The following is a 21,580-nucleotide window of genomic DNA, read 5'->3' as shown; positions in this document are numbered from 1 at the left end:
TTGATCCTGCGGTTCGCCCGGGCGCACCTCGCCGCCCTGCTCTGCCTTGCGCTCGTCGCCTGCACCGCCGCCCCCGGCCCCAGCCCCGACGCTCCGCCCCTGACGACTGCGGAGCGCGCGTTGCTGGGGCGGATGATGCTCGACCAGGGACCGGACGGAGAGTTCGCCCGCGTCCTGCGGCGGGTCTACCCGGCCGAGGCCGACTACATGGCGCGCCGCGTCGCCGCGATCATGGCGCGCGGCGAATCCGAGGCGGCGACGCGCGCCGCGGTGAACGAGGTCGGCGCGGAGATCCGCCGCCGCCACGCCGCGGGCCTGCTGCAGGCGAGCGACGCGACGCTCGCCGCCTATCTCGACAGCTCCCGCGCCGGGCTGGAGCATCTGTCGGACCGGCCGCAGCTGTGCAGGACGCTGATGAGCCAGGGCCTGCAGTCCCTGCCGATGGAGGCGCAGGCCGACCTGCTCGCCGCCCTGCTCCCCCAGATCCGCATCCGGGTCGAGGCGATGGCGGAGGGCGAGCGGTCGCCCGTCGGCCGGACCACCGACCCCGCGGAGGTCCTGGCCGCCGCCGAGCGCATCCTGGGGCGCCTGACGCCGGCCGAGCGCGACGCGTTCATGCGCGACGAGGCCTCGTGCGGCACGATGATCCGTTTTTTCCAGATGTTGGCGACCGACTCCGGCCCCGGCGCGGAGGCGCTGCGCGCGCAGTACGTCTGGCGCATGGCCCGCCGCTGACGCCCCCCATTCAGGACCCTCCGCCATGTTCCGTTCCCGCGCGCCGATCGCCGCCCTGCTCTGCCTCGTCCTCGCCGCCTGCGCCGCCCGCGGCCCCAGCCCCGACGACCCGCCCCTGACCACGGAGGAGCGCGCGATGCTGGGCCAGATGCTGCTCGACAACGGCCCGGGCGGGGAGTTCACGCGCGCCCTGAGGCGCGTCTACCCCGCCGAGGCCGATTACGTCGCGCGCCGCATGACCGAGATATCTGCGGGGGGCCGGACGCCCGAGCAGATGGCCGCCGACGGCGCCGCGCTCGGCAGGGAGGTGCGGACGCGTCATGCCGCCGGCGTGCTGCAGGCCGACACGGCCTTCATCGACGACTACCTCGGCCTCCACCTCGCCGTCATGGAAACGTTCTCGGACCGCCCGAAGCTCTGCGCGACGATGGCGCGCGGAGGCGTCGCCGCCCTCGACGCAGACGCGCAGGCGGAAATCGAACCCCTCGCCCTCCCGATGGTCGGCCGTCAGGTCGAGGCGATGGCCCAGGGCGAGCGCGAGCCTGTCGGCCGGCGCATAGACGACGCCGAGATGAAGGCGGTCGCCGAACGGCTGTTCGCGCAGCTGACGCCGGCTCAACGCGCCGTCTACCGCGACCGCGACGGCGACGACGAGACGCTCTGCTCGGCCATGATCGACTTCTTCCGCCTGATCGAGTCCGCAAGGGGACGGGGCGCGGAGGCGCTGCGCGCGACCCTCGCCTCGAAACTGTTTCAGAGCTGAACTGGGGACCGATCCGGATGCCAGGACCCTCCGCCATGCCCCGCCTCCGCGCCGCGATCCCGGCCCTGCTGCTCGCCCTCGCCGCCTGCGTGCCGGCGCAGACGCCGCCCGCCCCTGCGCCCCGGACCGACGCCGTCGTCGGCGTGCAGGCGCAGGCCGGGCCGGCCGCGCTGTTGCAGGCGCTGGCGCGCCACCACCCCGACGAGGCGGCCGCCCTGTCGCGCGATCTCGACGCCCTCGCGCGCCGCCGCCTGCCGTCGGACCAGGCCGCGGCGGAGGCGCGGGCCCTGGCGCGGGACGTCCAGGAACGCCATGCCGCGGGGCTGCTCCAGGCCCGGCCCGCGCATCTGCGCGCGGTGTTCGACGCCTATCTCGCGGTCGCCGCCCGCCCCGAGGCCTGCGACGCCTTCCGCCGGACCGGCGGGCTCGGGACCACGCCCGCCGACGCCGCGCCGGACGACGCGCTCGCCGCCGCGCAGTGGGAGCCGCTGCTCGCCGCCGCGGCGCAGGGCGAGCGCGCGCCCGTCGGACGCTCGGTCGATCCGGACGCCGAGCCGCTGGCGGGGGCCTACCTCCGCTTCTACCGGTCCCAGCCCGAGACGGTCTGGCCGTCGCGCCTCGGCGATGTCGTCGACGCCGCCGACTGCGCCGCGCGCCTGCAGGTGTTTCAGGCGCTGGCCGTGTTCGAGGATCCGGGCGCCGACGCCCTGCGCGCCCGCACCCTGTGGCTCATATTCGGGCCGCCCGACGCGGCCGCCGCATCCCGTGCCGCACCGCCGCAAGACGAGGCGTGACGCGCCCGGAAAGCCCCGTTATCGTCCCCGCCGGGGATGAACGCATCCACGCGACAGGAGGTTGCAGCACCATGGAAAGAAGAACGTTTCTCGCCGGTCTCGGCGCCACGACCGCGGCCACGACCCTGGGCCTGGGCCGCGCCCGCGCCGCCGACCCGGTGAAGGTCGGCTTCATCTACGTGGGCCCCATCGGCGACTTCGGCTGGTCCTACCAGCATGATCAGGGCCGCATCGCCGTCGAGGAGAAATACGGCGACGCCGTGCAGACCTCCTACCTCGAGTCGGTGCCGGAGGGTCCGGACGCCGAGCGCGCCCTGCGCCAGATGGCCCAGTCCGGCCACGGCCTGATCTTCACCACCTCCTTCGGCTACATGAACCCGACGCTGAAGGTGGCCAAGCAGTTCCCGCAGGTGAAGTTCGAGCACGCCACCGGCTACAAGCGCGACGCCAACGTCTCGACCTACGGCTCGCGCTTCTACGAGGGGCGCGCGGTGATCGGCACCATCGCCGGCCGCATGACCAAGACCAACACCATCGGCTACATCGCCTCCTTCCCGATCCCCGAGGTCGTGCGCGGCATCAACTCGGCCTTCCTGGCCGCGCGCGCGGTGAACCCGGACGTGAAGGTGAAGGTGGTGTGGGTGAACACCTGGTTCGACCCGGGCAAGGAGGCCGACGCCGCCAACGCCCTGATCGAGCAGGGCTGCGACGTGATCATGCAGCACACCGACAGCCCCGCCCCGGTGACCATCGCCGAGGAGAAGGGCATCTACGCCTTCGGCCAGGCCTCCGACATGAAGGAATTCGGCCCGACCGCGCGGCTGAGTTCGATCATCGACGACTGGGCGCCCTACTACATCGAGCGCGTGGGCATGGTGATGGACGGCTCGTGGGAGTCGACCGACACCTGGAAGGGCATCGCCTCGGGCATGGTGAAGATCGGCGACTACAACAACGTCCCCCCCGAGGTCGCGGCCGAGGCCGACAAGATCAAGGACGGGATCGTCGCCGGCACCCACCACCCGTTCACCGGCCCGATCAACAAGCAGGACGGCTCGGCCTGGCTGAAGGAGGGCGAGACCGCCGACGACGGCACCCTGCTGGGCATGAACTTCTACGTCGAGGGGATCGAGGGCGAACTGCCCAAGTGAGCCGCGCCGCCGCGCCCGCGGCGGCCCGAGACGATCCGCAGGGGCCCGGGCGGCGATGCCCGGGCCCTTCGCGTCCGCAGGGCCGCTCGTGAGGGGAAACCGACGCTTGGCGCCCAGATGTTCCCGTTTTAGTCTCAGTCGACGGGGACGGGAGGGAACGCATGTCGGTCATCAGCCACATCACGCTCGGCGCCAACGACCTCGAGCGGGCGGGGCGCTTCTACGACGAGGTTCTGGGCGCGCTGGGCTTCGCGCGGCTGCCCAAGCCCCCGGGCAAGCCGCCGGCCTACGAGAACGGGGGGATGCCGACGATCTACCTCTACACGCCCGAGGACGGACGCCCGGCCACCTGGGGCAACGGCACCCACGTCGCCTTCGTCGCCCCGACGCGGACGGCGGTGCACCGTTTCCACGCCGCCGCGCTGCGCCTGGGCGGAAGCTGCGCCGGCGCGCCCGGCCCCCGGCCGCACTACGGCGAGGACTACTATGCGGCCTATGTCCGCGATCCCGACGGAAACAAGCTGCAGGCGGTCTGCTACGCGCCGGAGGCCTGAGGGCCGCCCGCGACCGGGCGGCGTCGCCTCAGCCGCCCAGCGCCTCGATCTTCTGGTTCAGCCAGGGCGCCTGGTAGCCGAGCTCGAAGGCGCGGCGATAGTCGTGGGCGGCCTGCTCGGCCTGGCCCGCCTGCTCGCGCAGCTGGCCGCGGGTGGCCCAGGCGGCGGCCCAGTTGGGCGACAGCCGGATGGCCGCGTCGAGATCGGCGAGCCCCCCCGCCGGATCGCCCGCCCGCGCCAGCGCCACGCCGCGCTGCAGGTGGGCGGCGGCGTCGTTGGGATCGAAATGCAGCACCCGCCCGAAGGCCGAGGCCGCCTCGGTCAGCCGCCCCAGCGCCGCGAGGGCGATGCCGCGGTTGTAGTGCACGTCCGGGTCAGAGGGCGCGAGCTGCGCCGCCCGGTCCAGGTCGGTCAGCGCTCCGCTCGCGTCGCCGCGCTGGAGCTGCAGCGTCGCGCGCCCCACCAGCGGCTCGGCCGAGCCGGGCTCGAGCTGGATCGCCCGCCCCCAGTCGGCCAGCGCCTCGGCGGTGCGCCCGCGGCGCGAATAGGCCAGCGCCCGGTTCACGTAGATCGCGGTCAGCGAGGCGTCCTCGCGCTCGGCCCGGTCGTAGGCTCCGATGGCGTCCCCGTCGCGGCCCATCTCCGAGAGCGCCACGCCGTAGTTGGTCCAGGCCGCCGCCGCCGTGCGCCCCGAGACCCCGCCCTGGTTCAACGCGGTCTGGCAGGCGCCGGCGAGCTCGGCCGAGCGCGCCTCCGCCTTCAGGCACTTGTCGAGGAACGGCCCCGCCGTCGCGGCCGAGGGCGCCGCCAGGACGGCGAGCGCCAGCAGCCCCAGGATCGGCAGGGGATTGCAGGCAGGCGAAGCGGCGCGGGCGCGGCCCGCGTCGGGAATGGAACGCGTCATCGTCATGCGGAGAAGATGCCGGAGACTCAGGGCGTAAAAAAGGCCGCGCGCGCACCGGGCGAGGCCCTGACCGAAGGCCAGCCAGGAACTCCGCACGCCTATCGACCCGGCCGGGGGAGGCCCGCCGCCGGAGGAGCGGAAGGCCGCGCCTTCGCCGCCCCTCGCGCCCCTGTTCCCACGCGCCGCGGCCGGGCCGCGTCGCCGTTCCGACGCGCGCTCCCTCTCGCTTCATGGACGCTTGCCCCACCGCCCCGTCGGCGCACCGCCAGAGCCCCGCACGCGCACCGCCGGCCGCGCCCTACGCCTCTCCCCTTGCCCCGGACCGCGGACCGCGACGGCCCCCGCCGCAAAGACTGTCTCTCCCCCCTTCACGGCCGGCCCCTCCTGTCCTCTCCCTCGTGTCCCTGCCGCTCCAGCGACGTCTCCCTGCCGACGCCTCCCCGACCCCTCCGGAATGCTGCGGTTGCGGGGTGCGGCCCCGGGCGGGGTTGATCCGGCGCCTGTCGAGCGGCAGGTTGCCGATACGCATGCATCGCTGATGCCTTCGCCCTCCCCCGTTCTCGATCCGGACCTTTTTTCTTTTGCCCGACGCCCCCTTCGTCCCCCGCGAGATCACGCCCGCGCCGCCCATCGGGTCCTCCTCCCCCAAGGGAGGGACCGCGCCCGCGCGGCCGGACAACGCGCTGGGCGCGGCCTGGATGCTGATGTCGGTGGTCACCGCCTCGGCCATGGTGCTGGCGGTGCGGGGCATGGCCGAGGGGCTCGACAGCCGCATGACCGTGCTGCTGCGCTCGCTGGGGATCATGGCCTGCGTGGGGGTGATGATGCTCTCGCCCTCGTTCCGGCGCAGCCTCACCTTCTCGAACCCGAAGCTGCACCTGGTGCGGGGCGGGCTGATCGCGGTCTCGACCCAGTTCGGGTTCTACGCGATCTCGAACCTCAACCTCTCCACGGCGACGATCCTGTCGTTCACCGCGCCGATCTTCGCCACCCTGCTGGCCGTCCCCCTGAACGGCGAGCGGGTGGGCCCGCGCCGCTGGGCGGCGGTGGCGGTGGGCTTTTCGGGCTGCCTGATCATCCTGCGCCCCACCGCCGAGGGGCTGGACTGGGCGATGCTCTCGGCGCTGCTGGCGGCGGTGCTCTTCGCGCTGGCGCTGGCGCTGTCGCGCGGGATCGCGGTCGCCGACGGGCCGGCGGCGGCCTTCGTCTCGGCCAACGGCATCATGGCGCTGGTGGCCCTGCCCGTCGCGCTCCCGGTGTGGGAGCTGCCCTCGGGCGTGGGCGGGTGGAGCCTGCTGGCGCTGCTCGTCGCCACCTCCGCCGCGCGCAACGTGGGCGACCTGCAGGCCTACCGGCACGGCGACGCCTCGGTGATGGGGGTGATCACCTACGCGCGGCTGGTGCTGATCGCGGCGGCCGCCTGGGTGATCTTCGACGAGGTGCCCGACGGCCCCACCCTGCTCGGCGGCGGCGTGATCATCGCCTCGACCCTCTACATCGCCTACCGCGAGCGCGCCGTCGCGCGCGAGCGCCGGGCCGAGGCCGCGCGCGTCGCCGACTGACTCGCCCCCCGCGCCGCGGGCTGACTCGCGGCCCGTTGCGGGGACGCGACGTCGCGGCGCCCGGCCGCCTGAGCGAAGCTTGCGCGCAGAGCCTCCGCATTGGTTGGAAATTGCGCAGCGGCGCCAATGACAAAGGCGCCGCGCACTTTCCCCCGCTCATCGTTGAGAAAACGAAAATCCATCCTTGATCGGGGGGACCTGAATCAGTATGTCCCCCGCCTACAGGGTCGCCGATCCCAACCTCGACCAGGGCCGCCGCCGGAGACAGACCGGCGCCGAGTCACAGGGGGGGCGCTAAGGGGCCGCTGGGTACAATCTGCTGGTAGGGGAGACTACGTCATGCATGACGGCAGCCTCTTCCGACTGGGGATCGACCTGGAGACAGGCGCCACCCATGAGGAAGCTCGCACGAGCGGCCGCGAGGCCGACGTTTACACCGAAGTTCCCGTCCGGGACGTCTTCGACGAGTCGCGCGACGATCATTTCATCCGCCGGGACGGCAAGGTCTTCGCGGGCACGCACCTGATCATCGAGGTGGTCGACGGCGAAGGTCTCGACGACCAGGCCCGCATCGAGCAGGCCTTCCGCGACTGCGTGGACACCTGCGGCGCGACGCTGCTGCACATCCACACGCACAAGTTCTCGCCCCAGGGCGTGAGTGGCGTGGCCGTGCTGGCCGAGAGCCACATCTCGGTCCACACCTGGCCGGAGATCGGCTACGGCGCCTTCGACGTCTTCATGTGCGGCGACGCGCAGCCCTGGAAGGCCGTCGACGTCCTGCGCGAGGCCTTCTCGGCGGGCGACGTCCGCGTGAAGGAGCTCCTGCGCGGCGAGGAGGTGGTCGCGGACCGGCTCTGAGCCTCCGCTTCCGTTCCACCCGAGAAGGGCGGCCCCCCGGGGCCGCCCTTTCTCATTGCGATGGATCTTGTCCACTGTCCTTGGACGTTTCGTCGTCCTTGCCGAGCGGCGCATCCGACGCCTGTTCTCCGTTCTGCGGACTGCTGCCGTGGGAGGTTGGTTCCTCGTCCATGTCTCGGGAACGAGAATCGGAGGAGTTGAAACCGCTGCTTTGGTCGCCGTCATTTGTGATGCGCGCGATCCTGGAACCAAGGGCTTCGACTACCACCGCGATCATCAGTCCAAGGAACAGCGGCAAACATATCAAAGCCCAAGCTTGCAGCAGTCCCTGCGCAATATCGACGATAGGAGTGTCGCGCAGCATCCGGAGATGCTCGACGCCTCCAATTGCAACAGTGACGAGTTGAACAGCAACGGCCAGAGCGAGCAGCGTGAGCGAAGCGGCCACGCCAGCGATAATGCGACGATGCACCCGGGCGAGGAGCGCAGCTCCCAAGATGATCGAGACGATGCCCGTGATGGGAGGCGCACTGGAGAAGAACGCAATCGTCGCAGTCATCGATACTTCCGGCGTCACGTCCGGCATCGACAAGTACCAGACCACCACCTGCGTGCTGAGGATCATCTGGTAAACGATGTAGAGGAGCACCCCAACGAAGATACCGAAACGCCAGCCGCCTCTACCAGTCGATCTGCTTGGCCCCGGAGGGTACGCTAGCTGTCGAACTGGCCGAGCCGAACCTTCCGATGTATTCATCAAGCCCAAATAGGAGGCGGCACAAGTGGTCAAGATCGCAGCCGCCACGACGACGAACCACCACATGCTAAATTTAGGAATCAGACTCTGCGCAGTTGTAAAGGCAACCGCGCTTCCAGAGCAGGCGACCAGCGCCAAACGAATTCCGATCAATTCCCTCTCCCGTCCTTAAAAATCAACGGAAAAAGAGTGTGGCTGCACCTGATCGGCGCGTCAATCGATTTGGAAATGATGGTGATGGCTATCCAGTGTGCGGTTTGCACTTTGCATCGCACATGCTCCTCGGCAAAGAGAGCGAGGAATGGAAACGTAAACTGCCTCGGCAGCGCGCTGTATTTTCCGGCGCACCGGCAACTATCTCGAGACAGGCCCTCAGGCCGCCTTCAGCGCCAGCCCGCCCTGCCGCGCCAGGAACGCCACGATCTCGTCGATGCCGTCGCCCTTGCCCACGTTGCCCATCACGAAGGGCAGGCCGCGGCGCATGCGTTCGGCGTCGGCGCGCATCACGTCGAGGTTCACGCCGACGTAGGGGGCGAGCTCGGTCTTGTTGATCACCAGGAGGTCCGAGCGGGTGATCGCAGGGCCGCCCTTGCGGGGGATCTCCTCGCCCGCGCAGGTGTCGATCACGTAGATCGTAAGGTCCGCGAGCTCGGGGGAGAAGGTGGCGGCCAGGTTGTCGCCGCCGCTCTCGATCACCACCAGGTCCAGGTCGGGGATCTTCGCGCGCAGGTCCGCGATGGCGGCGAGGTTGATCGAGGCGTCCTCGCGGATCGCGGTGTGCGGGCAGCCGCCGGTCTCGACCCCGCGGATCCGCTCCAGCGGCAGGACCTGGGCGCGCATCAGGAACTCGGCGTCCTCGCGCGTGTAGATGTCGTTGGTGATCACCGCCATCGACAGGCGATGCGCCAGCGCCCGGCACAGCGCGGCGGTCAGCGTGGTCTTGCCGGCGCCGACGGGGCCGCCGATGCCGACCCGAAGGGGCCCGTGGGGGGATTTCTGCATCGTCACGACCGGAACAGCCTCGTGGTCTGGGTTTCGTGGAGCATGGAGGAGAGGTCGGCCGCCAGGCACGCGCCGCCCACGTCCTCGGGGTCGGCGGCCAGCGCCTCGGCGGCGACCGCCTCGCACACGGGGGCGAGGGCGGCGATCACCCCCTGCCCGTCGGTCTGGCCCAGCACCGACAGGCGGATCGCGGCCGAGACGAGGTTGGAGGCGAAGGCGTGAAGATAGGCCGCCGCCGTCTCCTCCAGCGGCAGGCCCTCGCGCCGGGCGGCGCGGCCGAGCGCGATGGGCAGCGGCGCCGGCGCTCCAGAGTGGCCGCGCACGGCTTGGGTGGTGCGCGCGAAGGCCTCGCCCTGCGCCGTCGCCTCCAGCCGCCGCTCGGCCGAGGGCTGGAGAGCGCGCGCCAGCTCCGCCGGGGCCTCGTCCTCGGGGTCGCGCCAGGCGGCGGCGAGCAGCACCGCGTCGGAGCGCCCCGCCCCGTGGCGCAGGATCGCCTCCAGCCACCCCTGCAGCGCGGCGGCGTCGGGCAGCGCCCCGGCCTCGGCCGCCTGCTCGATGCCGTGGGAATAGGCGAAGGCCCCCACCGGATAGGCCGGCGACAGCCAAGTGGCGAGCAGCATTGCGCCGCGGGCGTCGAGGCTCATCCCCGCCCCCCCAGCCGCTGGGCGAGCTTGGCGGCCTCGCCGTGACGATAGAGATGGACCTCGCGCACCAGCCGCAGCGTGGGCTTCACCGCGAAGAGGATCGAGCCCACCAGGAACATCCAGGTCCCCGGGATCTGCCAGGCGTCGGAGAAGAACATGATCGAGCCGATGATGAAGGTCAGCGCCGCGCCGAAATCCACGCAGGTGTAGACGATCTCGTAGATCGCGAAGATGCGGCGGGACTGGGCGGTGGCGTGCTTGGCGCCGGGCTCGAACAGCTTCATCCGGGCTCCCTCAGATGCGCGTCGGGGTCCTGGTGGGGGTCGTGGCCGTGGGCGTGGCCGTGGGTGCGCCCGTGGCCGTAGGCGCCGCCCTCGGGGCGGAAGGGCTCCAGCACGTGGGTCACCGCGGCGCCCAGATGCTCCAGCATGTTCTCCAGCACGTGGTCGCGGCGGATCAGCAGCCGGTCGGCCTCCACCGCGCAGGGCGTGTGGCGGTTGCCCACGTGCCAGGCGAGCCGGGCGAGGCCCGCGGCATCCCCGGCGCGCGCCTCGGCCAGCGGCTCGGGGGCGGCCCGCAGGGCCACGCGGCGCCCGTCGCCGAGCACGAGCGCCAGCCCCTCGGCCAGCTCCGTCGCCTCGGGCAGGTCCAGCAGCACCTCCTCGCCCGCGTCGGTGACCAGCAGGCCCCGCCGGCGCCAGCGCGCGTCGTAGGCCAGCGACAGGCTGTCGGCGGCGGGGCCGGCCAGCGGCTCGATCGACAGGGCGCGGGGGGCGGATTTCTGGGTCATGGGATCCTTCTCGGACGGACGGTCATGGGAGCAGCGCACGCCGCCCGACGCAAGGGGCGGGAGGCCGCGGCCCCCCGCTCCTCCCTGCGCCGCCCGCCCTGGCCGAACGGCCGCGCCGATTCGTTTCACCCCGATTCAATTTGGACGGCAATGCGGCTGGATTGAGCACGCCTTCCAAAATCGTTCCGTTTCGATGCAAAACGCATCAGCATAGAACAATGTGAGTTTTCAAAGAGAAAACCTTGCTCGCAGCCCTTGGCGCCGACTTCGAACGGGCTAATACCGATGGCGGGGGCATGACGAATGGTGGGCGAATTATGGCGAAAATGTTGCGGAGGGCGGCGATCGCGGCCACGGCGTCCATCGGCGCGATCTTGCCTATCGTGAGCGCGGGAGAGTCGGAGGACTGGATCCCGCTCGGACGGATGGGCGACATCACCGTCGCGGCGGCGCTCGACCTCGCCTACGTCGACGACGACGTGGACGCCCTGCGCCTCGCCGCGCGGCTCGAGGGCGACTTCGACCGCCTGATGATGGACATCCCCTTCTACGAGCACGAGGGGATCCACGCGCACCGCATCGGCGCCAGCGCGGTCGAGGTCCACTTCGTCTACGACTGCAGGAGCGGCTCGCTCGCGCAGGTCGACCTGCACGCCGCCTACGACGAGGCGCGCCGGCGGATCGCGACGCCGCGTCTCTTCGTTTCGGTCGTCACCGACAGCGTCCGCTCGGCGATCCAGGCGGTCGAGACCCTGGGCGGGCGCGCCGACATCCGCTCCACCTGCGAGCGTCTTCGCCGCTCCGTCCCGGCGCCCGCCGGGGCGTGACGCCCGCGAGCGACGCCTTCTTTACGCGCGCGGCATCGACTCCGCCCGCGGACTCGATCAGAAAGCGCGCCCGGGTCTCTTGGCGAGGACCGGCGCCGCCCTAGAACATCATGATACGGAACGCGGAGCGCGAAACGGCGACATGGCGAAACTGCTGATCCTCGCGGCCGTGGCCGTGGCGGCGCTCGTTCCGGCGATCGGAACAGGCGAGGACGAAACCTGGCTCAACGTGGGCCGGTTGCGCGGGCTCGACATCTCCGTGGCCCCCGATTTCGCCTATGTCGACGAGCAGGCGGAGACCTTCTCGATCCCCGCCCGCCTTCACGGCGAGATGGACGCCCGCACCCGCGCCCTGCCCCACTACGAGCATGAGCCGCCGGTCGTCCCCGCCGGCACCCGCACGGTGGAGCTGACCTACGTCTTCCATTGCGACACCGGCGCGACCGCCTCGGTCATGGTCCACGCGGGCTACGACGCGGAATGGCGCCGCCTGCCGCTGCCGGACAGCTACATCGCCTTCCTCGAAAGCGCGATCCTGACTGGCATGCGCGCGGTGGACACCGAGGAGGCGCTCCAGCGCCGGCGCGAGTTCTGCGCGCGGATCCGCCCCGCGGTCTCCGACCTCAGAAAATCCTCCGACCTCAGAATATGAAGTAGCGCTGGGCCATCGGCAGTTCGGTGGCCGGCTCGCAGGTCAGCAGCTCCCCGTCGGCGCGCACCTCGTAGGTCTCCGGGTGGACCTCGATCTGCGGGCAATGGGCGTTCAGCACCATGTCCGCCTTGCCGATGGCGCGGGTGTTCTTCACCGCGACCAGCTCCTTGCGCAGGCCCAGCGCCGCGCCCAGCCCCTCGGCCATCGCGGCCTCGGAGACGAAGGTGACCGAGCCCGCCTCCTGCGCGCGGCCCAGCGCGCCGAACATCGGGCGGGTGTAGACCGGCTGCGGCGTGGGGATCGAGGCGTTCGGATCGCCCATCTGCGCCACCGCGATGGTCCCGCCCACCAGCACCATCTCGGGCTTCACGCCGAAGAAGGCGGGCGACCACAGCACCAGGTCCGCGCGCTTGCCCGGCTCGATCGAGCCGATGTGGCTCGACATGCCGTGGGCGATGGCGGGGTTGATCGTGTACTTGGCGATGTAGCGGCGGACGCGCAGGTTGTCGTTGTCGCCGGTCTCCTCGGGCAGGCGCCCGCGCTGGACCTTCATCTTGTGGGCGGTCTGCCAGGTGCGGATGATCACCTCGCCCACGCGCCCCATCGCCTGGCTGTCCGAGGCGATGATCGAGAACGCGCCGATGTCGTGCAGGATGTCCTCGGCCGCGATGGTCTCGCGCCGGATCCGGCTCTCGGCGAAGGCCACGTCCTCGGGGATCGAGGGGTCGAGGTGGTGGCACACCATCAGCATGTCGAGATGCTCGTCCAGCGTGTTGCGCGTGAACGGCCGCGTGGGGTTGGTGGACGAGGGGATGACGTGCGCCTCGCCGCAGACCTTGATGATGTCGGGCGCGTGCCCGCCGCCCGCGCCCTCGGTGTGGAAGGCGTGGATGGTGCGGCCCGCGATGGCGGCGACGGTGTTCTCGACGAAGCCGCTCTCGTTGAGCGTGTCGGTGTGGATCATCACCTGCACGTCCATCGCGTCGGCCACCGACAGGCAGCAGTCGATGGCGCCCGGCGTGGTGCCCCAGTCCTCGTGCAGCTTCAGCGCGCAGGCGCCGGCCTTGACCATCTCCTCCAGCGCCGCGGGGCGCGAGGCGTTGCCCTTGCCCGACAGGCCGAAGTTGATCGGCAGACCGTCCAGCGCCTGCAGCATCCGCCCGATGTGCCAGGGGCCGGGAGTGCAGGTGGTGGCGAGCGTGCCGTGCGCGGGGCCGGTGCCGCCGCCCAGCATCGTGGTCAGGCCGGAGTGCAGCGCGTCCTCGGCCTGCTGGGGGCAGATGAAGTGGATGTGGCTGTCGAAGCCGCCGGCGGTCAGGATCTTTCCCTCGCCCGCGATCGCCTCGGTGCCCGGGCCGATGATGATGTCGACGTTGGGCTGCACGTCGGGGTTGCCCGCCTTGCCGATGGCCGCGATCCGCCCGCCCTTCAGGCCCACGTCGGCCTTGTAGATGCCGGTGTGGTCCACGATCAGCGCGTTGGTGATGACCGTGTCCACCGCCCCCTCGGCGCGGGTCATCTGGCTCTGCCCCATGCCGTCGCGGATCACCTTGCCGCCGCCGAACTTCACCTCCTCGCCATAGGTGGTCAGGTCGCGCTCGACCTCGATCACCAGCTCGGTGTCGGCGAGGCGCAGCCGGTCCCCGGTGGTCGGACCGAACATGCCGGCATAGGCGGCGCGGGAGATGCGGGCGGGCATGGTCAGGCCTCCGGGCTGGAACGGGGGGTCCGGGCGGCGGCCCGGACGAGGGGGGACTGCGGGCGCGGATCGTCCTTGCCTGCCGGCTGGATGAATGCCGCTTTACCGCAACGTTTGCGTAGGGTTAACCTCTGCCCGCCGGCGGGCGAGGGGCCCGTCGCAGAGGGAGAGAGGACGTCATCTTGAATCTTCGACAGGCAACGGCGCGTTCCGCGCTGGCCGCCGCGGGCCTGCTGGCCGGCGTCGCGGCCGCGCAGGCCGAGACCCAGCTCGAACGCGGCGAATACCTCGTGCGGGTGGTGGCGGCCTGCGGCAACTGCCACACGCCCTTCGGCCCCCAGGGCCCGGACATGAGCCAGGAGCTCGCCGGCCGGCTGGTCGAGAAGAACCCGGCCTTCGAGGCCTGGGCCCCCAACATCACCCCCGACGCGGAGACCGGCGTCGGCGCCTGGTCCGACGCCGAGCTGAAGAAGGCGATCCGCGAGGGCGTGCGCCCCGACGGCACGATCATCGGCCCGCCGATGCCCATCGGCTTCTACCGGAGCCTGGGCGACGACGACCTCGACGCGATGGTCGCCTTCCTGCGCACCGTCGCGCCGGTGAAGAACGAGGTTCCCGCCTCGACCTACGCGATCCCCCTGCCCCCGTCCTACGGTCCCCCGGTCGAGAGCGTGACCGCCCCCGCCCGCGGCGTGACCGCCGAATACGGCGAGTATCTCGCGGGGCCGGTGGCGCATTGCATGGAGTGCCACACCAAGTTCGGGCCGGCGGGTCCGATGGTCTCGACCCATCTCGGCTCGGGCGGGAACGAGTTCCACGGGCCGTGGGGCACCTCGGTCTCGGCGAACCTGACGCCCTCGGCCGACGGCATCGCCGGGCGCAGCGACGACGAGCTGGTCGCGATGATCCGCGAGGGGATCCGCGACGGCAAGCCGATGCTGCCGCCGATGGGCTACGGCTACTACGCGCAGATGACCGACGACGACGTCCACGCGATCATCGCCTACCTGCGCACCCTGCCCCCGCTGGCCACGCCGGAGTGAGGCCGCGCGCCGGGGCGCGGCCGCGCCCCGGCGATCCCGCGCGCCTGCCGACGCCGGATGCGGGCCGCGCGACATCAGTCGCCGCCCCCGTCTCCGCCGTCGCGCTGAAAGCTGCGCGAGGCCGGATCGCCCAGCCCGGTCCCGTCGCCCGACGCGTCGGGCCCGCCGCTCGCCCGGCCCAGGTGCAGGCAGACGGCGGGGATGTAGAGGATCATCAGCTTCCAGGCGTTGAACGCCTTGTCGAACTCGGCGCGCGGATCGCCGTCGCGCAGGGCGGCCACGCCCTCGCCCACGATCCAGGCGACGCCGACGGTGGCGGCCAGCGCCAGAACGCCGCCGATCCACACGCCCTTGCGCCCGCGCAGCAGCCGCCGGCCGAGCATCGGCAGGACCCAGCCCACCGCCAGCATCAGCGCCACCGCGATCGCCGGGGTCATGCCGGCGCCGCCGAAGTCGTCGCCGGCCGGCTCAGGGCCCGCCCGAGCGGATGCGCCGCGGCCCTCCGGCCGGCGGCGGCCGCCCGCGGGCGGTCGGCGTCGGCCGGTCGGGCGCGGCGGGGCTTGCCCCCTCTCGTCCCGCTCACAGCGGCCCCATGACCTGCTGGTTGAAGCCCCAGACCTCCCGCTTGCCGGCGTAGGGGACCAGCGTCACCTCGCGCGACTGGCCCGGCTCGAAGCGCACCGCGGTGCCCGCGGCGATGTCGAGGCGCATCCCCCGCGCCGCCGCCCGGTCGAACTCAAGCCCCGGGTTCGTCTCGGCGAAATGGTAGTGGGAGCCCACCTGCACGGGCCGGTCGCCGGTGTTGGAGACGGTCAGCACGACCGTCTCCCGCCCGGCATTGAGCTCGATGTCCCCGTCCGCGGGGAAGAGCTCGCCGGGGATCACCGAAGCGCCCTCCGCGCGGCCCACACGGCGGCCACCGCCAGGGCGGCGAAGGCCAGCGTCTCGACGCCGTGGGGGTGCAGATGCCCCTCGGGCCCGGCATGCGCGAGGGCGGCGGCCGGAGCCAGGGCGATCAGCGCGGCGAGGGTCTTGGTCATTCTCGGTGTCTCCTTGCGGGTCTTGCTCGGGTCGTCCGCGCGGCCCCCTCGGCCGGCGGAAAGGGTCGGGGTCAGCGAATGGGATCGTGGACCGTCACCAGCTTGGTGCCGTCGGGGAACGTCGCCTCGACCTGCACCTCGTGGATCATCTCGGGAATGCCGGGCATGCACTGCTCGGCGGTGACGACGCTCGCGCCGGCCTCCATCAGGTCGGCCACGGTGCGCCCGTCGCGCGCGCCCTCGACCACGTAGTCGGTGATCAGGGCGATCGCCTCCGGATGGTTGAGCTTCACGCCGCGCGCCAGCCGTCCGCGGGCCACCATCGCGGCCAGCGAGACCAGGAGCTTGTCCTTCTCCCTCGGCGTCAGGTTCATGCGGGTCGTCCCCCCGTTCGCGTTCCACCCGCCGCGCGGCGCGCGCCGGGCGCGCCTGCGGCCTCGTCTCCTCCCCCGCCGCCTGCCGGGCGGCGCGGGCTCACATCGTCCAGGGCCGCGGCAGCGCGCCCCCGCGCCACAGCTCCAGGAGCGGCATCAGCAGGCCGCGCAGCGCGCGCCCGTCGCGCGCCAGGATCCGCGCCACCGCGATCCCGTCCACCAGGCTGACCGCGCCCAGCGTCGCGTCGGCGGCCCCCTGCGGAACCGGAAGCAAGTTCCGGGCCGAGCGGAACGCCTCCTCCGCCCCCGGGCCCGCGCGCACGACCGTGGCGCAGGCGAGCCGGCCGCCGAAGCAGGCGGCGCGGCCGGCGATGTCGCTCGCCGCCCCCTCCAGCCGCAGGCCGTCGGCCCAGGCCAGACGGCCGTCGATGCGCAGCCGCCAGGCGTCGCGCAGGCGCGCCGCGCGCACCGTCTCGCCCATCGCCGCGCGGCCCAGGATCAGGGGCTCGACGCCCAGGAATTCCGCGTCCGGGGCGAGGTCGATCTCCAGCCGCCGGTCCAGCGCGCCGCCGTCGAAGAGGATCGTCTCCTGCGGCAGCCAGTCGAGCCGGGAGCCGGGGGCGGCCTTCAGCCGGGTGCGCACCTGCGCGATCTCCCCGGGCTGGGCGCGATAGATCCGCTCCGCCGCCTGGGTGGTCGCGATCAGATCCGAACCCTCGCCCGCCTCCGCCGCCCAGTCGAAGCGGTCTCCGCCGGTCAGCCCGCCGGCGGTGTTGAGCAGGACCGCGTGCAGCGCCGTCCCCTCGTAGACCGCGGGCAGCAGGCACTTGGCCGAGCCCCGCTGGTAGAGCCCGTCGACGCGCGAGCGTCCGCCGCGCAGCTTGCTCGACACCCGGCCCTCGCCCTCGGCCCGCGGCTGGCGCGGGGGCGCCGCGCGCAAGGCGGCGTCGGGCTCAGGGCGGGCGGCGTCGAGCATCCAGCGATCCAGGGCTTGATCCGGCGCGCTCCCGAGCGCCGGAAAGGGAAGGTTCTTTCGGACGATGGCCCGTTCAGGTTCGCCGCGCAAGCCCTCCCCCGGGGCGCCCGCGGGCGATCATGCTGAAGCGGACATGAGCGTGCCCGCGCCTTGGGCGCCCTTGCCCAGCGCGCAGGCGCCGACGCCGCGTCGCGGCCCCCGCCCCGCCCGCGCGACGCCCGCGCGCTTGACCCGCGCGGGCCCCGCGACCGATACCTCCGCCCGCCCGGCCCGTTCGCCCGGCGACCGCAGACGAGGGGGTATTCGAGGTGGAGACGTTGACCTTGCTGGGCCAGGCCCTGCTGACCGCGATTCCCGCGGCCTGGATCGGCATCGGGGTGATCGAGAACATCCGCTTCCCCCCGGTGAACGGCGACCTGGTCAGCATGGTCATGCGCATGGACCGCGTGCGCGAGGAACGCCCCGAGATCTACGAGAAGGTGAAGGGCAACCGCCTCGACGACCCCAAGCTCCACAAGCTCGCCTACGCCGCCATCGTCGCGTTCGAGCTGCTGGCGACGGTGCTGATGGGGCTGGGCGCGCTGCTGCTGGTCCTCGCGGCCCTCGGCCTCGCCGGGCCGGTCCTCGCCCGCGGCGTGGCGGCGGCCGGCGCGCTCGTCTTCACGATGGTCTGGGGGGGCTTCCTCGTCGGGGGGCAGTGGTTCCACTACTGGGCCGGCTGGAAGGACAGCCAGTTCACGCATTTCTTCCTCGCCATCTGGGGCGCGCTGACCTTCCACATCCTCACCTGAGGCCCGCCCCGTCCCGCGCCCTGCGCGCCGGCGGCCCGTCATGATCCCGTCGCGCGCGGCCCCCAGGATCGCGCGCCGACCGCCCCGAACGGAGCCGCCGATGACCGCCTACCTGATCTCCGGGGCCACGGCCCTCCTGCCCGAGGGCCCGGTCGAGACCTGCCTGCGGGTCGAGGACGGCCGGATCGTCGAGATCGGCGACCCGCCCGCCGCGGGCGCCCTGCGGGTGGACGGGCGCGGCCTGTGGCTCGCCCCCGCCCTCGTCGACATCCACGGCGACGCGTTCGAGCGCGCGGTGATGCCCCGCCCCGGCGTGTTCATGCCCGGCGAGGTGGCGGCGATGGACGTCGACCGCCAGCTCGCCGCGCTCGGCATCGCCACCGCCTACCACGCCCTGACCCTGAGCTGGGAGCCGGGCCTGCGCTCGGTCGAGCGAGGGGAGGCGTTCCTCGACGCGCTCGCCGCCGCCGGCCCGCGCCTGGGCGTCGACCACCGCATCCAGATCCGGTGGGAGACCTTCGCGCTCGAGGCCCTGCCGGTGATCGAGCGTGCGCTCGCCGCCGGGCCGACGCCGGCCATCGCCTTCAACGACCATACCTCGATGACGATGCGCGACCGCTCGGTCCCGGTGACCGAGCGCGCCTTCGAGCATGGGCCCGACTTCGTCGAGGCCCCGCCGGGCGATCCGCAGGTGCGCCGCTCGATCCGCTCGGTCGCGGCGCGGGCGGGGCTGGACGAGGACGGCTACGCCGAGCTTCTCGCCGCGGTCTGGGCGCGCCGGCCGCAGGTGCCCGACGCCATCGCGCGCGTCGCCGCCGCCGGCCGCGCCGCGGGCGCGCCGATGCTCAGCCACGACGACAGCCAGCACGAGACGCGGGCCTTCTTCCGCGCCCACGGCGCGCGCATCGCCGAGTTCCCGATGTCGGAGGCCGTGGCGCGCGAGGCCCGCGCGGCGGGCGAGCACGTGGTGCTGGGCGCGCCCAACGCCCTGCGCGGCGGCAGCCACATCGGCTCCCTCTCCGCCGCCGACATGATCGAGGACGGGGTCTGCGACATCCTCGCCTCGGACTATCACTACCCCGCCCTGCCCGCCGCCATGGGCCGGCTCGCGGCCGAGCGGCGGGGCGACCGCGCCACGCTCTGGGCCTGCGTCTCGGCCAATCCGGCGGCGGCGCTGGGGCTTTCGGACCGCGGCCGGATCGCGCCGGGCCTGCGCGCCGACCTCGTTCTGCTCGACTGGCCCGAGGGGGGCGTGCCCTCGGCCCGCCTCACCCTCGCGGCCGGGCGTCCCGCGCATCTCGCGGGCGACCTGATCCGCGCCGGCTGAGCGCCGCGCCGCGCGGCGGCGTCAGTCCCTCAGCGCCTCGAGGATCGGCGCCCACTGCGCGCGCAGCGGGTCGAGCGCCTTGGCGGGCCGGTCGAAGATCGACAGGCCCTGCTCGGCGAGCTCCCCGTAGGCCGCCCGCTCCGACAGGCGCGCGAGCGGCGCGTGGCCCAGCTTCTCGAACTCCGCGTCGAGCCCGGCGGCCGCCTTCGTGCGCGGCCGGATCCGGTTGCCGACCAGGCGCACCTCGACCCGGCCCTTCCTCACGCGCTTGAGCTCCTCGATCTCCTTGAGGAAGCGCTTCGTGGCGTCGAGGTCGTAGAACGAGGGCGAGAGCGGCGCTATCAGCATCCGCGCCTGGGCGATCAGCTCCTCGGCCTTGGCGCCACGCAGGGCGCCGGGGGCGTCGATCACCAGCCAGTCGAGCTTCTTCGGCCGCTCGCCGACGTCCTTGGACTTCGACCAGTCCAGCGCCTCGACCGGGGCGGCCTCGACCGGGCGGCGGCGGGTCCAGCGCAGGGCCGACTTCTGCCGGTCCGCGTCCGCCAGCGCCACCCGCGCGCCGGTCGCCGCCAGCGCCGCCGCGAGGCTGGTGGCGATCACGGTCTTGCCGCAGCCCCCCTTCAGGTTCGCCACCAGAACCGTGCCCTGCGACGCCTCGCCCATCCGTCTCTCCTCCCCGACCGCCTGACCGCCGCCTGGCCGCGCGCGCGGCGCAGGCGCCGCGCCGACGGCGCCGGCCCGCCCGCTCCTCGCCGAATTCGTCCCGCACGGTTTCACCTGCCCGGCCCGCGCGCAAGACCGCCCGCGGCCGCGCCGCCGCGCGCCCGGCCCCGCGCATGGAGCGTCGGCCCGCTCCGTGGAATGTTGCAGGCCGGAACGACGGCCGCGACGGAACCTGCCCGCCGGGGCGTGGAAGCCCCGAACCATCCCCCCGCCAGCCGCCGCTGCGGAGATCGACGAGAGATGACGCTGCAAAAAGACACCATCGCCGCCCTGCGCTTCGGCCTGGGCTTCCGGCCCGACCAGCGGGCCGAGACCGAGCCCGAGGCCATGCTCGCGGGCCTGCGCGCCGTCGCGACCGCCGCGCCCATCGTGGACCCGGCCGAGGACGACCGCCTGTGGAAGGAGCTCAAGGAGTTCCGCGAGGCCAAGAAGGCCGACCGCAAGATGTCCGGCGCCAAGTCCAACGAGATGGACACGATGGTCAAGGACGAGCGGAAGGACTTCCGCCAGGCCCTGAACCATGTCTGGAACGCCTCGCTCGCCCGCTCGGTCGAGGCCGAGCATGCCTTCGCCGAGCGCATGGCCCGCTTCTGGGCCAACCATTTCTCGGTCTCGATCAAGTTCCCCGCCCATGCCTCGCGCGTGGCGGGCTACGAGGACCAGGCGATCCGCCCCCACATCGCGGGGCGCTTCTCGGACATGCTGCGCGCGGTGGTCATGCATCCCGCCATGCTCGTCTTCCTCGACCAGCACCGCTCGGCCGGCCCCTCCTCCGAGGCGGCCAGGCGCGACGGGCTGGGCCTGAACGAGAACCTCGGGCGCGAGATCCTCGAGCTGCACACGCTGGGCGTCTCGGCGCCCTACACGCAGGAGGACGTGGTCGCCCTCGCCAACCTGCTGACCGGCTTCACCATGCGCGGGCGCAAGGGCGAGTTCGTCTACCGCGAGAACATGGCCGAGCCGGGCCGCTTCACCCTGATGGGCGAGACCTTCAAGGGCGCCTCCAAGCAGGAGACGCTGCGCGCGCTCGACATGCTGGCCGCCCACCCGGCGACCGCGAAGCACATCGCGACGAAGCTCGCGATCCACTTCGTCGCCGACGAGCCGCCCGCCGACCTCGTCGCGGCGCTCGAGCGCAGCTTCCGCGACAGCGGCGGCGACCTGACGGCGGTGTCGCGCACGCTGCTGACCCACCCGGCCGCCTGGGGGCCGCTGGGCGGCAAGGTGCGCCAGCCGCAGGAGATCGTCGTGGCCTCCCTGCGCGCCGCGGGCGTCACCGCGAAGACGCTGAAGGGGAAGAACGATCCCTACCAGGGCCTGACGCTCGCCGCGCTCAAGGACCTGGGCCAGCAGGTGAACCGCGCCCCCGGCCCCGACGGCTGGCCCGAGGCCTCGGCCGAGTGGATCAACCCCGGCGCGCTCGCCATCCGGCTGGAATGGGCTGCGCGGATGGGCCAGGTGCTCGCCGCCCAGCAGATCGACCCGCGCGCATACGCCGACGTGGCGCTGCGCGACGCGCTCGACCCCAAGACCGCCTGGGCGATCGCCGCCGCCGCCGAGAAGCGCGAAGGCTTCGCGCTGCTGCTCGCGTCCCCCGACTTCAACCGCCGCTGA

Annotated in this window: 26 protein-coding genes; 13 read left to right on the top strand and 13 right to left on the bottom strand. The window is 72.7% G+C overall.

Going from position 1 to position 21,580, the window contains the following annotated elements; translation table 11 throughout:
* From P2H44_RS09315 to P2H44_RS09295, 5 genes are all read left to right on the top strand, one after another.
* On the top strand, positions 1–735 hold the full coding sequence (locus P2H44_RS09315; RefSeq protein ID WP_275763234.1) for a hypothetical protein: 735 nt from the start codon (positions 1–3) through the stop codon (positions 733–735).
* A gap of 25 nt (positions 736–760) precedes the next feature.
* Positions 761–1,498 carry a hypothetical protein gene (locus P2H44_RS09310; RefSeq protein ID WP_275763233.1) on the top strand — a complete coding sequence of 246 codons (738 nt, stop codon included), beginning with the start codon at positions 761–763 and terminating at the stop codon, positions 1,496–1,498.
* Positions 1,499–1,533: 35 nt separating this feature from the next.
* Positions 1,534–2,292, top strand: coding sequence for a hypothetical protein (locus P2H44_RS09305; protein WP_275763232.1), 759 nt, complete (start codon positions 1,534–1,536; stop codon positions 2,290–2,292).
* A gap of 71 nt (positions 2,293–2,363) precedes the next feature.
* Positions 2,364–3,443 (top strand): BMP family ABC transporter substrate-binding protein, encoded by a 1,080-nt coding sequence (locus tag P2H44_RS09300; protein WP_275763231.1) that lies wholly within the window; start codon positions 2,364–2,366, stop codon positions 3,441–3,443.
* Positions 3,444–3,604: 161 nt separating this feature from the next.
* Positions 3,605–3,997: a VOC family protein gene (locus tag P2H44_RS09295; RefSeq protein WP_275763230.1), complete on the top strand. Its 393-nt coding sequence runs from the start codon at positions 3,605–3,607 to the stop codon at positions 3,995–3,997.
* Positions 3,998–4,025: 28 nt separating this feature from the next.
* Here P2H44_RS09295 and P2H44_RS09290 read toward each other — a convergent pair whose 3' ends face one another.
* Positions 4,026–4,907 carry a tetratricopeptide repeat protein gene (locus tag P2H44_RS09290; RefSeq protein ID WP_275763229.1) on the bottom strand — a complete coding sequence of 294 codons (882 nt, stop codon included), beginning with the start codon at positions 4,905–4,907 and terminating at the stop codon, positions 4,026–4,028.
* Positions 4,908–5,482: 575 nt separating this feature from the next.
* Here P2H44_RS09290 and P2H44_RS09285 point away from each other — a divergent pair.
* A complete protein-coding gene (locus P2H44_RS09285) occupies positions 5,483–6,463 on the top strand; it encodes a DMT family transporter (protein WP_275763228.1) in 981 nt (326 codons plus the stop codon).
* 339 nt (positions 6,464–6,802) lie between these two features.
* Positions 6,803–7,321 carry an adenosylmethionine decarboxylase gene (speD, locus tag P2H44_RS09280; protein WP_275763227.1) on the top strand — a complete coding sequence of 173 codons (519 nt, stop codon included), beginning with the start codon at positions 6,803–6,805 and terminating at the stop codon, positions 7,319–7,321.
* Positions 7,322–7,373: 52 nt separating this feature from the next.
* Here speD and P2H44_RS09275 read toward each other — a convergent pair whose 3' ends face one another.
* The 5 genes from P2H44_RS09275 to P2H44_RS09255 all read right to left on the bottom strand — a co-directional run bounded on the left by P2H44_RS09275 (position 7,374) and on the right by P2H44_RS09255 (position 10,514).
* Positions 7,374–7,970, bottom strand: a complete 597-nt coding sequence (locus tag P2H44_RS09275; protein ID WP_275763226.1) for a hypothetical protein — start codon at positions 7,968–7,970, stop codon at positions 7,374–7,376.
* A gap of 480 nt (positions 7,971–8,450) precedes the next feature.
* A complete protein-coding gene (ureG, locus tag P2H44_RS09270) occupies positions 8,451–9,080 on the bottom strand; it encodes an urease accessory protein UreG (protein WP_275763671.1) in 630 nt (209 codons plus the stop codon).
* 2 nt (positions 9,081–9,082) lie between these two features.
* The gene (locus P2H44_RS09265) at positions 9,083–9,724 is read right to left on the bottom strand and encodes an urease accessory protein UreF (RefSeq protein WP_275763225.1); all 642 of its coding nucleotides are present in this window, start codon (positions 9,722–9,724) and stop codon (positions 9,083–9,085) included.
* Positions 9,721–10,008, bottom strand: coding sequence for a YrhK family protein (locus P2H44_RS09260; RefSeq protein ID WP_275763224.1), 288 nt, complete (start codon positions 10,006–10,008; stop codon positions 9,721–9,723). The genes P2H44_RS09265 and P2H44_RS09260 overlap by 4 nt, the downstream gene beginning before the upstream one ends.
* Positions 10,005–10,514 carry an urease accessory protein UreE gene (locus P2H44_RS09255; RefSeq protein WP_275763223.1) on the bottom strand — a complete coding sequence of 170 codons (510 nt, stop codon included), beginning with the start codon at positions 10,512–10,514 and terminating at the stop codon, positions 10,005–10,007. Before P2H44_RS09255 ends, P2H44_RS09260 begins: the two co-directional genes overlap by 4 nt.
* Before the next feature lie 383 nt (positions 10,515–10,897).
* Between P2H44_RS09255 and P2H44_RS09250 the strand changes: the two genes are divergently transcribed.
* Both P2H44_RS09250 and P2H44_RS09245 read left to right on the top strand, forming a co-directional pair.
* Positions 10,898–11,341 carry a hypothetical protein gene (locus tag P2H44_RS09250; RefSeq protein ID WP_275763222.1) on the top strand — a complete coding sequence of 148 codons (444 nt, stop codon included), beginning with the start codon at positions 10,898–10,900 and terminating at the stop codon, positions 11,339–11,341.
* A gap of 142 nt (positions 11,342–11,483) precedes the next feature.
* Complete coding sequence (locus P2H44_RS09245; protein ID WP_275763221.1) at positions 11,484–11,993, top strand: hypothetical protein; 510 nt, start codon at positions 11,484–11,486, stop codon at positions 11,991–11,993.
* On the opposite strand, the gene ureC is transcribed toward P2H44_RS09245, so the two are convergent.
* On the bottom strand, positions 11,983–13,692 hold the full coding sequence (gene ureC, locus P2H44_RS09240; RefSeq protein ID WP_275763220.1) for an urease subunit alpha: 1,710 nt from the start codon (positions 13,690–13,692) through the stop codon (positions 11,983–11,985). The two genes, P2H44_RS09245 and ureC, sit on opposite strands and share 11 nt — an antisense overlap.
* A 182-nt stretch (positions 13,693–13,874) precedes the next feature.
* Here ureC and P2H44_RS09235 point away from each other — a divergent pair, with 182 nt between their 5' ends.
* A complete protein-coding gene (locus tag P2H44_RS09235) occupies positions 13,875–14,735 on the top strand; it encodes a c-type cytochrome (RefSeq protein WP_275763219.1) in 861 nt (286 codons plus the stop codon).
* A gap of 74 nt (positions 14,736–14,809) precedes the next feature.
* Here P2H44_RS09235 and P2H44_RS09230 read toward each other — a convergent pair whose 3' ends face one another.
* The 5 genes from P2H44_RS09230 to P2H44_RS09210 all read right to left on the bottom strand — a co-directional run bounded on the left by P2H44_RS09230 (position 14,810) and on the right by P2H44_RS09210 (position 17,125).
* The gene (locus P2H44_RS09230; protein WP_275763218.1) at positions 14,810–15,172 is read right to left on the bottom strand and encodes a hypothetical protein; all 363 of its coding nucleotides are present in this window, start codon (positions 15,170–15,172) and stop codon (positions 14,810–14,812) included.
* 142 nt (positions 15,173–15,314) lie between these two features.
* Positions 15,315–15,620, bottom strand: coding sequence for an urease subunit beta (locus P2H44_RS09225; RefSeq protein WP_275763217.1), 306 nt, complete (start codon positions 15,618–15,620; stop codon positions 15,315–15,317).
* Entirely contained in the window at positions 15,617–15,775 is a 159-nt protein-coding gene (locus P2H44_RS09220; protein ID WP_275763216.1) for a hypothetical protein, read from the bottom strand. Before P2H44_RS09220 ends, P2H44_RS09225 begins: the two co-directional genes overlap by 4 nt.
* A 71-nt stretch (positions 15,776–15,846) precedes the next feature.
* Positions 15,847–16,149: an urease subunit gamma gene (locus tag P2H44_RS09215; protein ID WP_275763215.1), complete on the bottom strand. Its 303-nt coding sequence runs from the start codon at positions 16,147–16,149 to the stop codon at positions 15,847–15,849.
* A 100-nt stretch (positions 16,150–16,249) separates the two neighbouring features.
* A complete protein-coding gene (locus tag P2H44_RS09210) occupies positions 16,250–17,125 on the bottom strand; it encodes an urease accessory protein UreD (protein WP_275763214.1) in 876 nt (291 codons plus the stop codon).
* A 323-nt stretch (positions 17,126–17,448) separates the two neighbouring features.
* Here P2H44_RS09210 and P2H44_RS09205 point away from each other — a divergent pair, with 323 nt between their 5' ends.
* Positions 17,449–17,916 carry a DUF2165 family protein gene (locus P2H44_RS09205; protein WP_275763213.1) on the top strand — a complete coding sequence of 156 codons (468 nt, stop codon included), beginning with the start codon at positions 17,449–17,451 and terminating at the stop codon, positions 17,914–17,916.
* 100 nt (positions 17,917–18,016) lie between these two features.
* Positions 18,017–19,243 carry an alpha-D-ribose 1-methylphosphonate 5-triphosphate diphosphatase gene (locus P2H44_RS09200; RefSeq protein WP_275763212.1) on the top strand — a complete coding sequence of 409 codons (1,227 nt, stop codon included), beginning with the start codon at positions 18,017–18,019 and terminating at the stop codon, positions 19,241–19,243.
* A gap of 21 nt (positions 19,244–19,264) precedes the next feature.
* Here the strand turns inward: P2H44_RS09200 and P2H44_RS09195 are convergent, their stop codons facing one another.
* Entirely contained in the window at positions 19,265–19,906 is a 642-nt protein-coding gene (locus P2H44_RS09195) for a ParA family protein (protein WP_275763211.1), read from the bottom strand.
* Between the two features lie 300 nt (positions 19,907–20,206).
* On the opposite strand from P2H44_RS09195, the gene P2H44_RS09190 reads away from it, so the two are divergent.
* Entirely contained in the window at positions 20,207–21,580 is a 1,374-nt protein-coding gene (locus P2H44_RS09190) for a DUF1800 domain-containing protein (protein ID WP_275763210.1), read from the top strand.

The sequence above is a fragment of the Albimonas marina genome, assembly GCF_029223255.1.
Lineage (GTDB): Bacteria > Pseudomonadota > Alphaproteobacteria > Rhodobacterales > Rhodobacteraceae > Albimonas.
Note: the sequence above shows the minus strand (reverse complement) of the source record. Positions and strands in the feature narration are given on the sequence as shown.

Excerpts from the sequence above, each read along its gene's own strand:
- P2H44_RS09260 (WP_275763224.1), bottom strand. The coding sequence starts at position 10,008 with ATGAAGCTGTTCGAGCCCGGCGCCAAGCACGCCACCGCCCAGTCCCGC.
- P2H44_RS09290 (WP_275763229.1), bottom strand. The coding sequence starts at position 4,907 with ATGACGATGACGCGTTCCATTCCCGACGCGGGCCGCGCCCGCGCCGCT.
- P2H44_RS09265 (WP_275763225.1), bottom strand. The coding sequence starts at position 9,724 with ATGAGCCTCGACGCCCGCGGCGCAATGCTGCTCGCCACTTGGCTGTCG.
- P2H44_RS09245 (WP_275763221.1), top strand. The coding sequence starts at position 11,484 with ATGGCGAAACTGCTGATCCTCGCGGCCGTGGCCGTGGCGGCGCTCGTT.
- P2H44_RS09230 (WP_275763218.1), bottom strand. The coding sequence starts at position 15,172 with ATGACCCCGGCGATCGCGGTGGCGCTGATGCTGGCGGTGGGCTGGGTC.
- ureC (WP_275763220.1), bottom strand. The coding sequence starts at position 13,692 with ATGCCCGCCCGCATCTCCCGCGCCGCCTATGCCGGCATGTTCGGTCCG.
- P2H44_RS09215 (WP_275763215.1), bottom strand. The coding sequence starts at position 16,149 with ATGAACCTGACGCCGAGGGAGAAGGACAAGCTCCTGGTCTCGCTGGCC.
- P2H44_RS09310 (WP_275763233.1), top strand. The coding sequence starts at position 761 with ATGTTCCGTTCCCGCGCGCCGATCGCCGCCCTGCTCTGCCTCGTCCTC.
- speD (WP_275763227.1), top strand. The coding sequence starts at position 6,803 with ATGCATGACGGCAGCCTCTTCCGACTGGGGATCGACCTGGAGACAGGC.
- P2H44_RS09210 (WP_275763214.1), bottom strand. The coding sequence starts at position 17,125 with ATGCTCGACGCCGCCCGCCCTGAGCCCGACGCCGCCTTGCGCGCGGCG.
- P2H44_RS09300 (WP_275763231.1), top strand. The coding sequence starts at position 2,364 with ATGGAAAGAAGAACGTTTCTCGCCGGTCTCGGCGCCACGACCGCGGCC.
- P2H44_RS09295 (WP_275763230.1), top strand. The coding sequence starts at position 3,605 with ATGTCGGTCATCAGCCACATCACGCTCGGCGCCAACGACCTCGAGCGG.
- P2H44_RS09255 (WP_275763223.1), bottom strand. The coding sequence starts at position 10,514 with ATGACCCAGAAATCCGCCCCCCGCGCCCTGTCGATCGAGCCGCTGGCC.
- P2H44_RS09195 (WP_275763211.1), bottom strand. The coding sequence starts at position 19,906 with ATGGGCGAGGCGTCGCAGGGCACGGTTCTGGTGGCGAACCTGAAGGGG.
- P2H44_RS09305 (WP_275763232.1), top strand. The coding sequence starts at position 1,534 with ATGCCCCGCCTCCGCGCCGCGATCCCGGCCCTGCTGCTCGCCCTCGCC.
- P2H44_RS09220 (WP_275763216.1), bottom strand. The coding sequence starts at position 15,775 with ATGACCAAGACCCTCGCCGCGCTGATCGCCCTGGCTCCGGCCGCCGCC.
- P2H44_RS09190 (WP_275763210.1), top strand. The coding sequence starts at position 20,207 with ATGACGCTGCAAAAAGACACCATCGCCGCCCTGCGCTTCGGCCTGGGC.
- P2H44_RS09200 (WP_275763212.1), top strand. The coding sequence starts at position 18,017 with ATGACCGCCTACCTGATCTCCGGGGCCACGGCCCTCCTGCCCGAGGGC.
- ureG (WP_275763671.1), bottom strand. The coding sequence starts at position 9,080 with ATGCAGAAATCCCCCCACGGGCCCCTTCGGGTCGGCATCGGCGGCCCC.